Origin of the sequence: Rhizobium sp. TH2 (assembly GCF_024707525.1) — a bacterium.
GTDB lineage: Bacteria > Pseudomonadota > Alphaproteobacteria > Rhizobiales > Rhizobiaceae > Rhizobium_E.
In genome coordinates, this window is the sequence record NZ_CP062234.1 from 54,534 (window position 1) to 68,288 (window position 13,755).

15 protein-coding genes and 2 pseudogenes are annotated in these 13,755 nt (G+C 58.8%); 10 read left to right on the plus strand and 7 right to left on the minus strand.

Translation table 11 applies throughout. The features are described from left to right. Positions 1 to 89 precede the first annotated feature (89 nt). Genes IHQ71_RS31615 through IHQ71_RS31640 form a run of 6 tightly spaced genes read left to right on the plus strand, consistent with a single transcriptional unit; the run spans position 90 to position 5,754 of the window. A complete protein-coding gene (locus tag IHQ71_RS31615) occupies positions 90 to 1,235 on the plus strand; it encodes an acyl-CoA dehydrogenase family protein (RefSeq protein ID WP_258163506.1) in 1,146 nt (381 codons plus the stop codon). Beyond that, the gene (locus IHQ71_RS31620) at positions 1,232 to 2,005 is read left to right on the plus strand and encodes a 3-ketoacyl-ACP reductase (RefSeq protein WP_258163507.1); all 774 of its coding nucleotides are present in this window, start codon (positions 1,232 to 1,234) and stop codon (positions 2,003 to 2,005) included. The genes IHQ71_RS31615 and IHQ71_RS31620 overlap by 4 nt, the downstream gene beginning before the upstream one ends. An 11-nt stretch (positions 2,006 to 2,016) precedes the next feature. Continuing rightward, entirely contained in the window at positions 2,017 to 3,165 is a 1,149-nt protein-coding gene (locus IHQ71_RS31625) for a dihydrodipicolinate synthase family protein (RefSeq protein ID WP_258163508.1), read from the plus strand. 1 nt (position 3,166) lies between these two features. Next, a complete protein-coding gene (locus IHQ71_RS31630) occupies positions 3,167 to 4,027 on the plus strand; it encodes a sugar phosphate isomerase/epimerase (RefSeq protein ID WP_258163509.1) in 861 nt (286 codons plus the stop codon). 24 nt (positions 4,028 to 4,051) lie between these two features. After that, positions 4,052 to 4,798 (plus strand): electron transfer flavoprotein subunit beta/FixA family protein, encoded by a 747-nt coding sequence (locus IHQ71_RS31635; RefSeq protein ID WP_258163510.1) that lies wholly within the window; start codon positions 4,052 to 4,054, stop codon positions 4,796 to 4,798. 26 nt (positions 4,799 to 4,824) lie between these two features. After that, the gene (locus IHQ71_RS31640) at positions 4,825 to 5,754 is read left to right on the plus strand and encodes an electron transfer flavoprotein subunit alpha/FixB family protein (RefSeq protein ID WP_258163511.1); all 930 of its coding nucleotides are present in this window, start codon (positions 4,825 to 4,827) and stop codon (positions 5,752 to 5,754) included. A gap of 208 nt (positions 5,755 to 5,962) precedes the next feature. Here IHQ71_RS31640 and IHQ71_RS31645 read toward each other — a convergent pair whose 3' ends face one another. Further along, the gene (locus IHQ71_RS31645) at positions 5,963 to 6,796 is read right to left on the minus strand and encodes a phytanoyl-CoA dioxygenase family protein (RefSeq protein WP_258163512.1); all 834 of its coding nucleotides are present in this window, start codon (positions 6,794 to 6,796) and stop codon (positions 5,963 to 5,965) included. Positions 6,797 to 6,897: 101 nt separating this feature from the next. Here IHQ71_RS31645 and IHQ71_RS31650 point away from each other — a divergent pair, with 101 nt between their 5' ends. Then, positions 6,898 to 7,977, plus strand: coding sequence for a LacI family DNA-binding transcriptional regulator (locus IHQ71_RS31650; protein ID WP_258163513.1), 1,080 nt, complete (start codon positions 6,898 to 6,900; stop codon positions 7,975 to 7,977). A gap of 57 nt (positions 7,978 to 8,034) precedes the next feature. Here IHQ71_RS31650 and IHQ71_RS31655 read toward each other — a convergent pair. Further along, positions 8,035 to 8,339: pseudogene (locus IHQ71_RS31655) on the minus strand (DUF1206 domain-containing protein); the annotation flags it as partial. 150 nt (positions 8,340 to 8,489) lie between these two features. On the opposite strand from IHQ71_RS31655, the gene IHQ71_RS31660 reads away from it, so the two are divergent. Next, on the plus strand, positions 8,490 to 8,702 hold the full coding sequence (locus IHQ71_RS31660) for a hypothetical protein (RefSeq protein ID WP_308737994.1): 213 nt from the start codon (positions 8,490 to 8,492) through the stop codon (positions 8,700 to 8,702). A 56-nt stretch (positions 8,703 to 8,758) separates the two neighbouring features. On the opposite strand, the gene IHQ71_RS31665 is transcribed toward IHQ71_RS31660, so the two are convergent. Continuing rightward, positions 8,759 to 9,409, minus strand: a complete 651-nt coding sequence (locus IHQ71_RS31665) for a ChrR family anti-sigma-E factor (protein ID WP_258163514.1) — start codon at positions 9,407 to 9,409, stop codon at positions 8,759 to 8,761. Continuing rightward, positions 9,406 to 9,975: a sigma-70 family RNA polymerase sigma factor gene (locus IHQ71_RS31670; RefSeq protein WP_258163515.1), complete on the minus strand. Its 570-nt coding sequence runs from the start codon at positions 9,973 to 9,975 to the stop codon at positions 9,406 to 9,408. Before IHQ71_RS31670 ends, IHQ71_RS31665 begins: the two co-directional genes overlap by 4 nt. A 205-nt stretch (positions 9,976 to 10,180) precedes the next feature. Here IHQ71_RS31670 and folE point away from each other — a divergent pair, with 205 nt between their 5' ends. Further along, positions 10,181 to 10,789: a GTP cyclohydrolase I FolE gene (gene folE, locus IHQ71_RS31675; protein ID WP_258163516.1), complete on the plus strand. Its 609-nt coding sequence runs from the start codon at positions 10,181 to 10,183 to the stop codon at positions 10,787 to 10,789. 23 nt (positions 10,790 to 10,812) lie between these two features. Here the strand turns inward: folE and IHQ71_RS31680 are convergent, their stop codons facing one another. From IHQ71_RS31680 to IHQ71_RS31690, 3 genes are all read right to left on the minus strand, one after another. Beyond that, positions 10,813 to 11,514 carry an SDR family oxidoreductase gene (locus IHQ71_RS31680; protein WP_258163694.1) on the minus strand — a complete coding sequence of 234 codons (702 nt, stop codon included), beginning with the start codon at positions 11,512 to 11,514 and terminating at the stop codon, positions 10,813 to 10,815. A 137-nt stretch (positions 11,515 to 11,651) separates the two neighbouring features. Beyond that, complete coding sequence (locus tag IHQ71_RS31685) at positions 11,652 to 12,119, minus strand: TspO/MBR family protein (RefSeq protein ID WP_258163517.1); 468 nt, start codon at positions 12,117 to 12,119, stop codon at positions 11,652 to 11,654. A 50-nt stretch (positions 12,120 to 12,169) separates the two neighbouring features. Then, on the minus strand, positions 12,170 to 12,703 hold the full coding sequence (locus tag IHQ71_RS31690) for a lipocalin family protein (RefSeq protein ID WP_258163518.1): 534 nt from the start codon (positions 12,701 to 12,703) through the stop codon (positions 12,170 to 12,172). A gap of 162 nt (positions 12,704 to 12,865) precedes the next feature. Here IHQ71_RS31690 and trpB point away from each other — a divergent pair. Then, a pseudogene (gene trpB / locus IHQ71_RS31695) lies at positions 12,866 to 13,732 on the plus strand (tryptophan synthase subunit beta); the annotation flags it as partial. Between the last annotated feature and the right edge of the window lie 23 nt (positions 13,733 to 13,755).

Consider the following 13,755-nt stretch of genomic DNA (forward strand, 5'->3'; position numbering starts at 1 on the left):
TCTCCAGGAAATCATGAAGGCTCAGCCGCTTGACGATCCAATTTTTCGCTGTTAATAAGTAACTATATAGTTACAATCAGGAGTGAGAAATGTCTCTATCGGAGGAGCACATTCAGGTGCGCGACATGGCGCGGCAGTTCGCCGATGACGTCGTCCGTCCTGTGGCCGAGGCGCTGGATCGGGAAGAGCGGTTCCCCGCCGAGATCTACGACCAGATGGGAGAGCTTGGCCTGTTCGGCATCGGCGTGCCGGAAGCCATGGGCGGTCCGGGTTTCGACACGCTCGCTTACGCGCTTGTTATGGAGGAATTGTCACGCGGTTACGCCTCGGTGGCCGACCAGTGCGGTCTGCTTGAACTGATCACGACGTTGCTCGTGCGCCATGGATCGCCGGAGCAGCAGGGGCAATGGCTGAGGCCGGCAATGACCGCCAAGGTCCGGGTCGCTTATTGCCTGACCGAGGCTGAGGCGGGGAGCGATGTCTCCGGCATTCGCACCACCGCGCGCCGGGATGGCGAGGGATGGGTTCTCAACGGCTCCAAGATCTGGATTCATAATGCGCCCGTTGCCGATATCGGCTTCGTGCTTGCCAAGACAGACAAAGAGGCCGGCCATCGTGGCATGTCGATCTTCATCGTCGATCTCAATGCCAAGGGCGTCGAACGCGGTCCGAAGGAACACAAGATGGGCCAGCGTGCCAGCCAGGTCGGCGCGCTGCATTTCGACAATGTCGTGATGGGGCCGGAGAGCTTGCTTGGCGAGGAAGGACGCGGCTTCCATATTATGATGGGCGCACTGGACAAAGGCCGCGTCGGTATCGCCTCGCTCGCGGTCGGCATCGGCCAGGCGGGCCTCGAAGCGGCGCTCGAATATGCCCAGCAGCGCAAGCAGTTCGGGCAGAAGATTTCCGATTTCCAGGGCGTACAATGGCTGCTCGCCGATATCGCCAAGGATGTCGAGGCGGCCCGCCTGCTAGTCCACAGCGCGGCGGAAAAGATCGATCGCGGAGAAAATGCCACGAAGGCCTGCTCGATGGCCAAGTGCTTCGCCGGCGACATGGCGGTAGCGCGCACCGCCGATGCGGTGCAGGTGTTCGGCGGCAGCGGATATATCAGGGGCTTCGAAGTCGAACGGCTTTATCGCGACGCCAAGATCACCCAGATCTACGAAGGCACCAATCAGGTGCAGCGGATGATCATCGCCCGCGAACTTGTCAAGCATGGAGCACGGGGATGACCGGGCAGGCGGCACTGGTCACGGGTTCCAGCAGGGGCATCGGCCTCGCTATTGCGCTTAATCTCGCAGAGCGCGGGTTCAATATCGCCTTGAACGGCCATTCCGATGGTGACGAATTGCAGGCGGCCGAGACGGCCGTCCGGGCCAAGGGGGTCGAGGTCGTCCGCATCGCCGCCGATGTCAGCGATCTCCCGGGCCACCAGGCTATTCTCGATCGCGCCGAAAGCGTTACCGGACCGCTGACAACGCTTGTAAACAATGCCGGTGTGTCTGTTCTTTCGCGCGGCGACATGCTCGACGTGACGGAGGAAAGCTACGACCGCTGCATGGCCGTCAACGCTAAGGCGCATTTTTTCATGACGCAGGCCTTCGCCCGGCGGGTGCTCGGCGGCCCCCGTGATCAGAACCTCAACTATACGATCGTAAACGTCACCTCTTCTAATGCAAACGCTGTATCCATCGCGCGTTCCGAATACTGTGCCTCCAAGGCCGCCGCCGCGATGATTTCGCGCGCCTTCGCGGTCCGGCTCGGCGCCGAGAACATCGTTGTCTTCGATGTCCAGCCTGGCCTGATCGAGACCGACATGACCAGGGGCGTCAAGGATGTCTATGCGAAACGAATCGAGGATGAAGGGCTGACCGTGATTCCCCGGCTCGGCCAGCCCGACGATATCGGCCGCATGGTGGCAACGCTCGCCTCCGGCGGCATTCCCTACGTCACCGGACAGGTCATATCCGCCGATGGCGGCATGCTCATTTCGCGGTTCTGAGGATCAGTAACATGGATATCCAGCTACCCGGCCACGACGGCCGCCTTGAAGCCTATCAGCTCTCCGGCACACCAATCGAGACACGGTCGTTCTCCCGCAATTTCAATCGCGTCGTCTTCTCGGCTGCCCATGTGACGGCCGATCCCTTCACGGCGAATGATCCCTCTGGCCGCGCTGCGATCGACTGGGATACGACGATGGCCTTCCGCCGCTACCTGCACGGGTTGGGTCTTGGCATCGCCGAAGCCATGGATACCGCCCAGAGGGGCATGGGGCTTGATTGGAACGGCGCGCTCGAACTTATCCGCGAAACGAAGTCAGAGATCCCAGATGCACTGGTATTCAATGGCGCCGGAACCGATCATCTGGCGGCGAGGGATGCCCGGTCGCTCGAAGATGTAGGTCGCGCCTACGCCGAACAGATCGAAGCGATTCAATCCGTCAACGGTCGGATCATTCTGATGGCGAGCCGTGCTCTCGTGCAGGTTGCTAAAAGCCCTAATGACTACATTTCTGTCTATCGCGATGCGCTGGCGCAGTGCGATGAGCCGGTGATCCTCCACTGGCTTGGCGACATGTTCGATCCGGCGCTCGCCGGCTATTGGGGCTCGAGTGATTTCGCTGCACAACTCGAGACCTGCCTTGCCGTGATCAACCAGAATGTTGCCAAGGTCGACGGCATCAAGATCTCCCTTCTGGACAAGGACAAGGAAATCGAGATGCGCCGCCGCCTGCCTGGTGACGTCAAGATGTATACGGGTGACGATTTCAATTACCCGGAACTGATCGAGGGTGACGCACGAGGCTATTCGCACGCGCTGCTCGGCATCTTCGATCCGCTGGCGCCTGCCGCCGCCTTTGCCATGTCGCAGCTTGCGGCGGGCGATACGGCCGGCTTCCGCGCGACGCTCGATCCGACCGTGCCGCTCGCCCGGCTGATTTTTCGCGCGCCGACACAGTATTATAAAACCGGCGTCGTGTTCCTCGCCTGGCTCAACGGCTTCCAGAACCATTTCATCATGCTCAACGGCGCCCAGGCGATGCGGTCGCTGAGCTACTTCACCGAGGTCTTCACGCTCGCCGACCAATGCGGATTGTTGCGCGATGGCGATCTTGCCATTCGCCGGATGCGCCAGTTGCTGGCACTCTACGGAGCCTGACATGCGCGACTTCTCCGCCGATCATTCCGCGCTGGCGCTCAACACGGCGACACTCGGCCACAATGTCGACGGGCAAGGCGCAGGCTGGTCGCCCGAACAGGTCATCGACGCCTGTGCAGACCGAGGCTATGGTGCCATCGCTTTCTGGCGGCGCGAGATAGGTAGCCGCGCGCATAAGGTCGGCGAACGCACGCGGGCCGCTGGGCTGGAGGTCTGCGGCCTCTGCCGTGCACCATTCCTGGTCGGCCCCTTGGCGCCGAAGCCACGAAGCGCCGTGGTCGATGACTTCCACGCGTCGATCGATATGGCGGCGGAACTTGGTGCCGCATGCCTGACCATTTGCGTTGGGGGTGTCGTCGCAGGCAGCCATTCGATGCGGGAGAGCTTGAAGTTGGTCGCCGAACTTGTAGCGGAGGCGGCGCCTCGCGCTGCGGCGGGCGGTTTGACGCTGGCGCTCGAACCGCTCAATCCCGTCTATGGCGGCAATCGGTCCTGCCTCGTCACGACCCGTGATGCGGTCGACATGGTCGAGGCGATCGGCCATCCCGCGGTAACGGTGGCGGTTGATGTCTACCACGTCTGGTGGGACCTTGGCCTTTCCGAGCAGCTACGGCGCCTGGGCGGCCATCGCATCGCGGGCTACCATCTCTGCGACTGGCTGGCCGACACAACCGACGTCCTGCTCGATCGCGGCATGATGGGAGACGGCGTCGCCGATCTCAAGCATATCCGTGAAGCCGTCGAGGGCGCCGGTTATCGCGGTTATTGCGAAGTCGAGATATTCTCCTCCAACAACTGGTGGAAGTGCGATCCCAACGAAGTGCTCGACGTCTGCATCGAACGGTTCAAGTCCGTTTGTTAGTCAAATCCTGAGGGAAGGACCTCCATGAAGATTCTCGTGACCGTGAAGCGGGTCGTTGACTACAACGTCAAGATCCGCGTGAAGCCCGATGGTTCGGGCGTCGAGCTTGCCAATGTGAAGATGTCGATGAATCCGTTCGACGAAATCTCCGTTGAGGAAGCGCTGCGCTTGAAGGAAGCGGGCAAGGCCGAGGAAGTGGTGGTCGTGTCCGTCGGTCCGGCGAAAGCCGAAGAGACGTTGCGTACCGCGCTTGCCATGGGCGCCGATCGCGCGATCCTGGTCGAGACCGACGAACTGGTCGAACCGCTAGCGGTGGCCAAGATCGTCAAGGGCGTTGCCGAAGCCGAACAGCCCGGCCTCGTCATCGTCGGCAAGCAGGCGATCGACGACGATTCCAACCAGACCGGCCAGATGCTGTCCGCACTGCTCGGCTGGGCCCAGGCGACATTCGCCTCCAAGGTCGAGATCAATGGCGACAATGCCAACATCACCCGTGAAGTCGATGGCGGTCTGCAGACGATCAACATCAAGCTGCCGGCAGTTGTCACCTCGGATCTCCGCCTCAACGAGCCGCGCTACGCCTCGCTGCCCAACATCATGAAGGCGAAGAAGAAGCCGCTCGACAAGAAGACGCCTGCCGACTACGGCGTCGATGTCACGCCGCGCCTCAAGGTCGTCAAGACAGAGGAGCCCTCGGGCCGCAAGTCCGGTGTCAAGGTCAAGTCGGTCGGCGAGCTGGTTGAAAAGCTCAAGTCCGCCGGCATCATCTGAGAAGCGATAGGAAAGGAACAATAACAATGACTATTCTTCTTGTTGCCGATCACGACAACGCTCATCTCTCGGACCAGACCAACAAGGCACTGACCGCCGCCAGCCAGATCGGTGGTGACGTTCACGTGCTGGTCGCAGGCAAGGGCGTCAAGGCTGTTGCCGATCAGGCCGCCAAGCTCACCGGCGTGTCCAAGGTCCTGCTCGCCGAAAGCGACGAATACGGCCATTTCCTGGCCGAGCCGCTGGCTGCCCTGATCGTTGCCATGGCTGCGGGCTATGACACGATCATCACGGCTGCGACCACATCAGGCAAGAACGTCTTCCCGCGCGTCGCAGCCCTGCTCGACGTGCCGCAGATCTCCGAGATCACCGACGTCGTGTCCGCCGACACCTTCAAGCGTCCGATCTATGCCGGCAACGCCATCCAGACCGTACAGTCGACCGAAGCCAAGAAGGTCATCACCGTTCGGACCGCAAGCTTCGCATCCGCCGGGGAAGGTGGTTCCGCCGCTGTCCAGACGATCGCCGCCGAGGCCAATCCGGGCGTTTCGTCCCATGTTGGCGATGCGCTGTCGTCGTCGGATCGTCCGGAACTGACGTCGGCCAAGATCATCATCTCGGGCGGCCGCGCACTCGGTTCGGCCGAGAAGTTCAAGGAATTCATCCTTCCCGTCGCCGACAAGCTCGGTGCCGCCGTCGGTGCTTCTCGCGCCGCGGTCGATGCCGGCTACGCGCCGAACGACTGGCAGGTCGGCCAGACCGGCAAGGTGGTTGCTCCGGATCTCTACATCGCAGCCGGCATCTCGGGCGCCATCCAGCACCTCGCCGGCATGAAGGACTCCAAGGTCATCGTCGCGATCAACAAGGACGAGGAAGCGCCGATCTTCCAGGTCGCCGATTACGGCCTGGTGGCCGACCTCTTCGAGGCCCTGCCGGAACTCGAAAAGGCGCTTTGAGCGGCAATGGAATGACGGGGACGGAGGTTCGATTCCCATCAAGACAATGGCAAGTTCTAAATCGAGTGTGCTGTCCCAACACTCGAGTGAAGACTTGAAACATCACAGGGGTGGGCAACTCCCTTTGCAAGGCCTCGAGAGGCGCCATGGAAGTCCCGGCCGGCTTCCAACCCGAAACTACGCTTAGGGAAGGTCCACCGCGAACTGATCACAAGGGGTCAGCACCCATGACAAGCCCCTCGATGTCATGCTTCTGAGTGACCGGCACGAGCTCGTCGACCACACGGCAAATCAAATGCTTCTTGACGCTTTGCGGTAGCGCTGCATGCCAGTCCTGGGTGACCATCATGTCATGCAGCGCAGCATGGCCGGCGCCAGGGGCATCGACGCCAAGCACCATGACGGGCCTCGCAATAGGGGACAGGTGTTCAGTACCGCGATGAACTGTCAGGGCCGAACGGCAAGAAACGTCACCGCGGCTCGGATATTTCCGCGTTGCCCGCTCCTGGAACTGGCCCCAAACGGACTTGTCTGGAAACATCTCATGCTTCCAATCGCGCCCGTCATCATATTGCGTGCCGGGCGCGACTTCGAACGGGCCCATGTCCTCTGTTACATCCACTCCTGTGAGATTGAATGCCAGCGACGTGATCTTTCGATCTCGATACGTATCGACCGGGGAGGGGAAGTCGCGATGCCAGGGTTGATATTTCGCTCCCTGAAACGGCACGTCAAAACCGATTTCAACGATCTGGTAGTCTGGGCCAAGGACATTGTCACAGACGTCCACGACCCAGGGATGGGTCACGAGATCGACAAACCCTCCGAAGTTCTCGGGATGGATTTCGACATACCAGCGGCGCGGGCCGCGGCCCACAGCGCCACCCGGTCGTTGAATGGCCGACCAAAAGGCGGACATCATATCTTCCCGCATGGAATCGGCCCATTGGGGTGTAAATGCCCCCTTCAGACCGATGATGCCGTCATCGGCGAGCTGTTTGACCTGGGTAGATATATTGTAATCAATCGTGCTCGCAGTCATGGGAAATACCTCCTCAGGTGCGAGCACAATACGGTAGCTAATAAATATTAGTCAATGGAAGAATTTTATCAGTTGGCGTATGGAGTGGGTAGGAGCCCAGCATGAGCACACGCAAGCCAAGCAAACGCGTAACGATGATGGACGTGGCCAAAGCAGCAGGCTGCTCGCAGGCAACCGTCTCGGTCGTTCTGAATGGAGTGTCTGACGTTAAGATTTCCCCGGAATTGCGGACACGGGTGATAAAGGTCGCACGAGGGCTCGGCTACGGCGTCGGTAGCGTCATCCGGCATGCGGCATTGGATGAGCTCAAGGGAGGCTGCATAGGCTTTATCGTCGACCAGCTCGCCACGACGCCAGAAGCCGTTAATGCCATCGAGGGCGCGCGGCACGAATCTTGGGAAAATGATATCACGATCCTTGTGGCGCAAACCCAAGCCAGGGAAGAGCATGAGGTACGAGCAGTGGAGCGGCTGTTGCGCGCCGGCGCTCAGGGTATCGTCTACATGTCGATATTCACCCGACGTGTGTCGCTTGCACGAGTGTTCGAAGACCTTCCCGTCCCTCTTGTTTTGCTCAATTGCTACACCCGAGAAAATCGCTATCCATCTGTCGTTCCCGACGAGGTCATCGGCGGTAGAACCGCAACAAGATCTCTTATCAAATTGGGGCACCGCCGCATCGCGACCATCACCGGCGAGCTCTTTATGGAAGCAGCACAGGATCGGCTTATAGGTTATCGGAAAGCCCTTGCCGAGGCTGGTATCGCCTACAAAGACAGTCTCGTCGTTGACGGGAACTGGTCTCCCACGTCCGGATTTCAAGCAGCGCAGAGACTCCTTTCGCTCAGCGAACGACCCACGGCAATATTTTGTCAAAACGATAAGATGGCAATGGGGTGCTTCATTGCTCTCGCAGAAGCAGGCCTCGTCATTCCGCGCGACATGTCGGTTGTCGGCTTTGACGACGACGAGCTCGCACGTCATCTTAGACCCCAACTGACCACTTTGGAGCTTCCTCATCGTGCCATGGGTGCCTGGGTTGTTCAGCAACTTGGAAAACATTCGGCGACGATCGGCTCCCGCCACACCCCTTACAAAATGGTCTGTTCGCTTGTCGAACGATCGTCGCTGACCGCTCCGAAGACTGGAAAGCTCAATGGGGCCTCGTCGAGTTCAGACTAAGCGGTTATCACGCCTCGCGCCGCTTAATCTTTCTGGTAGAACCTCATCCCATTCTCTCTATTCCTGGATCATTCGAGCGCCGCGAAGACTGTCATTAACTGTTTGATCCGTCGGCAGCTCGGGCTCACGGACGACGCGGTAGCGAGCCTGGATCAAGTTATACGCGCCGAAAGACGCCAGCCCGACAGCTGCTATCAAATAGAGGACTCCTCCAAAGGGTAGGCCGCGAATCCAATTGAGCGCGTCTGAAACGCTGCCAGCCTGGTCAGGATTGACAGTGAATGCGGCATAAACAAAAAAGCAGCCGACAATGGCAAAGAGGACGCCGCGGGCGCTAAGCCGTAAATGCAGACGGCTGTGATGGCACGATTGTGCCTCGCTTCTGCGCTTTGATACTGCTCATGCGTATGGACATGGCGCTGGCCCTCGAAGACGAGGGATTTCAGGTTTGAGAAGCGTCTGATGCGGATGAGGCGATCCATATCCTCAACACACATCCCGATATCCGGTTGATGTTTACCGATATTGACATGCATAGAAGCATGGACGGTTCGAAGCTTGCCGAAGCCGTGCGGGATAGATGGCCACCGATCAAAATTGTCATTACTTCCGGGCATCGACGATTGAGTGACGAATCGCTTCCTGTCGACGGTAAGTTTTTTTCTAAGCCATATGATACGTCGGTCGTTATAGACACGATGAGGAGCATGATGGCTCATAGTTGACGACTTCACATGCGTAGAACGGTTGCGTTCGTCGCTCCTTTTCCTTGAGCTTCCTCTCAAATCCCGAATATCGGCTGCAAAATACGAAGAATTCGGCTCTTGAACCTGAGCGGCGCGTCGGTCACCGCGAGACATATACAGTCTTTCCCAGGGTGAGCGGTCGGCGTATGCATGATGCTGCCGTCGGCAAGCTCCACATCACCCCGGCGAAATGTAGAGATTTCATCAGAAAAACTGCCGTCGAGGACTAGCGTGAACTCAGTTCCGCCATGGCTGTGCTCAGGCACGGGCTGGCCTGCGGGTACTTTTAGCATCCTTACCGTCGTTGTCCGATCACTTGTCGGGATGATCATCTGCGAGGGTCCACGTCCCAAACCCCGCCACCTTAACCCACCAGCTTTCTCGATATATGAAGAGAGGGGGTATGGGAGCAAGGGATCGGTAGATCCTCGACGGATCGGTACAACGTTCGCAATCTCTCCTGCCTGGATTCTATTCTTGATCGCAGTCCAGCCATCATCAGTCGTTGGATCGGCGGCCTCACTTTCGAGCAACTGGCCACCAACGCTGTCGTACCCCGCTAATCGATTGCGACAAGCCGAACACATCGAAAGGTGGGTGGCCACGCCAATGCTCCAGCCTTCCGAAAGTGTGCCTGCCGAATAGTTCAGCAACATCTCGTCATCGAGGTGATGGGTGATTGTCATATCATGCCTCCGAGGGACACTCGCAGCTTTTCGCATGCCATTCTTATCCTTGATTTGACTGTGCCGAGCGGAATGTTCAATGCCGTCGCGATCGCGGCATGCGTCATGTCCTCGAAGTAAGACATCTTCAGCACTTGCATCTGATCGGCGTTCAATCCGTCGATTGCGTTTCGGACTTGTTCTGCTTCCTGAGCGCGTTGGTATCCAACATCCGCAGGCTCGATACCCGCCGGAGCAAGCGTCGGATCGTCCTCGTCGAAATCTGGTCGCGGTCCGCGCCGCAATGCGTCGATCCGCAAGTTGCGCGCGATGGTGAAGATCCATGTCGATGCCTGGCCACGAACAGGGTCGAATTGGCCAGCCTTCCTCCAAACCATGGCCAGCGCCTCTTGGGCGAGTTCGTCGGCCCACGCCGCGTCCTTCGTCACCTTCCGCATGTACGAGCGCACTTTCGGGGTAAAATGCCGGTAGAGAGCCTCGAACGCATCAATATCGCGATGCACCGAAACGCGCGCCATCAAGGCATTGATTGCATCGTGGTCAAGTCCAGGCTGGCCTCCTGTCACGCTGCTAGTTCCTCCGTGCGAAACGCGTGGACGCCATCTCGGATCGCGGGGTTCCGATCGCTTATCTGAGCTGTTGGAAAGGGGCATAGCACATGTCATGCCACCCTTTACGCAAACTATCGCAGTTGGATCATCGGGTCAGGAATTCTCTGATCCGTTCCTCAATTCTCCCCGTACCAGCGCGTTGGAAAAGGAGTCGGTCGATATGGATGCATATGCTGTCAGCGAGAGTGATCTGAAGCACGCGGGCCGCCCCACTAAGCTTGAAGCGGAGGAAGCGGTCCGCACGCTGCTGAAATGGGTCGGCGAAGATCCCCAACGAGAAGGACTACGTGACACGCCTGCTCGCGTGGCCAAAGCGTATGGTGAGCTCTTCGCCGGCTACGAGCAGATGCCGGAGGACATTCTGTCGCGCACGTTCGAGGAGGCCGCCGGTTACAACGATCTCGTTCTAGTGAAGGACATTCCGTTCTTCTCACATTGCGAACACCACATGGTGCCATTTTTTGGCAAGGCTCATGTGGCGTACCTGCCTTCAGGCCCCGTACTCGGTTTGTCGAAGATTGCTCGCCTCGTCGATATCTACGCAAGCCGGCTACAGACACAGGAGGCTCTGACGGCGCAAATCGCCCGTTCGCTGGACGAGATAGTCCGCCCTCGCGGTGTCGCGATCATGATCGAGGCCGAACATATGTGCATGGTGATGCGCGGTGTTCGCAAGCAGGGTACTGTCACCATCACCATCAATTTCACAGGACTTTTCGAGAGTGATGCCCCTCAACAAGCCCGGTTCATGATGCTTGCCAGGGGGTGAAGAGAGGTGCTCGCGAGGGCACCTCACCATTCGATTCGCGATCCATCGTAGGCGAAAAATCCGCCTGACTCCGTGGGCGACAAGTTGTCCAAGGTGCGAAGCATCAACGAAGCCGATTGCTCCGGGGTCATTCTATCGTGCCCCTTGGCAAAAGGCTCCGACAGAGGAGTTTGCACACTTCCCGGGTGCAGCGCGACCACAACTGCCAGCGGATGGCTACGGCCGAGCTCTATCGCCGCAGTTTTCACGACCTGGTTTTGGGCCGCCTTTGACGCCCGGTAGGACACCCAGCCGCCAAGCCTGTTGTCTCCGATTGAGCCCACTCTTGCCGACAGTGAAGCGAATATACTGTGCCTGTCCTTGGGCAAAAGAGGCGAAAAGTGCTTGAGCAGCAGCGCGGGACCGATGGCGTTGACCGCAAACTGTCTGGCCATCGCGGAGGGGTCGATCGCCCTAATGGACTTTTCGGGACCAAACGTATCGATCGTCAGTGCGCCAGTGGCGTTGAAAATGAGATCGAAATGGCCGAATTGTCGCGCCAGTTGAACTGCCGCAACGGAAATCATCTCCTCGTCCGTGATGTCCACGCCGTGCTCACCTCGGCGAGAAACGGGTATAGCGGCCACGCAATACGGATCAGATTCTAGGCAGGCAAGAATTGCCCCACCAATGCCACCGGATGCGCCGAAAATGAGCGCGCGATAACCAGGGTTCAGTGATTTCATTACTGTCATGACCATATTACGCGACTCTCAATCATTCGGATCGCTGGCGTCGCATGCCTTATCCGGGAGTTCGGACTGCCGGGGTTATGGCGTGTTGCGTCGCAATCGCCCGGTTCTACCGCGAGCAAAGTATGGAATCAGACATTGAGCCACAGCAGCGAAGCATTCAGCAGCGAGGCAAAGCCCACCCAAAGCGCATAGGGTACGAAACACAGCCGAGCGACGGTATCGCGGGTCGTGACAATGAACAGCAAGATGGCAAGAAGCAGGACAACGATGACGACCAGGCCAGCCATCATCTGATGGGCGCCAAAGAAGAGCGGGGTCCAGATCCAGTTCAGCAACATCTGGATCGTCCAGAACCGCATTGACCGGCTGGAATGCCCTTCAAGGCGCCAGGTCCGCCATCCGGCAATAGCGATGAGGACGTAAAGCGCTGTCCAGGCGGGTCCGAAAATCCAATTGGGCGGATTGAAGGACGGTTTGCGCAGGGCGGCGTACCATGTGCCTGGCTGTATCGCCAAACCGATGCCAATGCCCACGCCAATGACCACAAGCAGGAACAACACCAGTATCCTCAACTGGGCAGGGCGCGTTTCAGCCATGATCTTCAAGACCTCCTTGTCGGGCATTCTCGACCGGTGGCCCACCAGCGCTATTGCGCTGGAAACTCGAGCTTTCTCACGTCATATCCCAGGGACTTTGCCTTCTTCACCATCACGGACAGCTTGTGTTTGGACGGAACGCGACGCGAATAGATCCAGAGGTTCGTCATCTCGGGGTCGGCGCTGATGAACCAATCACGGTCAGGCGCCTCATAAAGTACCCAGTAATCGAAGGTGACGAGCAAGGGATAGCGCACCCTCAGCTTGGCGCGAGTCGTCCCGACATCCAGAAGCTCGCCCTTGCCTTTGACGGTCTTCAATTTTCCGGTCGGGGTACCCTCGCGACAGCCGTCTTCGACCATGATCTGTCCGGCGCGCGGACCGGGCCGATACGTTGTATAGCCGGCGACGCATCCATCTGTCAGCCACATCGGCCGCCTACCGATTTCCAGCCACGTCCCGCGATAATGGCTGTTGTCGACGCGAGCCACGGCTGGCTCTGCCCGCGCGAAAGCCGGGGGCACTGCAAGCGCAGCAAAAGCCAGCGCAATTGCATATCTCGAAATCTTCAAATGTATAGTCATTCTTTTCTCCCGTCATGAACCCTTGTTACGAGGGCAGGGAGACGCTGGATCAAACGATGATCGGTCGAGGTCACCCAGGCGCTAACAGACCTTGCGACAGTTTCGCCTTCCGCTCATCCAAATGATGGCCGCGACCGTAACGCTCCAAAAGGAAACCGTCACATGCTTGATCGTTCAATCCAGCCGCTTCCCGATGCTCAAGGGTTCTTTGGGAAATTCGGGGGTCGATTCGTTGCAGAAACCTTGATGCCGCTGCTTCTTGACCTGAATGACGAGTGGGGCCGCGCCAAGATGGATGAGGAATTCTGGCAAGGTTATGACGACCTGTCGCGAACCTATGTCGGTCGACCGAGCCCGCTTTATTTCGCCGAACGCATCACAAAGCGCTTGGGCGGCGCCAAGATTTACCTCAAGCGCGACGAGCTCAACCATACCGGCTCGCACAAGATCAACAATTGCATCGGACAGATTCTCATTGCCCAAAGAATGGGAAAACGCAGGATCATCGCCGAGACCGGCGCTGGCCAGCACGGTGTCGCCACAGCGACTGTCGCGGCGCGCTTTGGCCTGCAATGCGTCATCTACATGGGCGCGAAGGACATCGAACGTCAGGCTCCCAATGTTTTCCGGATGCGTCTGCTCGGGGCCGAAGTCAGACCTGTTACCTCCGGCAACGGCACACTCAAGGATGCCATGAACGAGGCCCTTCGCGATTGGGTGACCAATATCGACGATACCTATTACCTCATCGGAACGGTCGCCGGTCCGCATCCCTATCCCGAAATGGTCAGGACGCTTCAATCGGTTATCGGCAAGGAGGCCCGCGCGCAGATTCTGGAACAAGAGGGTCGCTTGCCAAACCTGCTGGTCGCAGCGGTTGGCGGAGGCTCGAATGCGATGGGCTTGTTCTACCCTTTCCTCGAAGACAAGGACGTCATGATGCTTGGTGTGGAGCCGGCGGGCAAGGGGCTCGACACGTCGGAGCATTGCGCCTCCCTCAGCAAGGGCGTAGCCCATAACAGCCATACACGAGGAGCCTGCCGACAACCTGC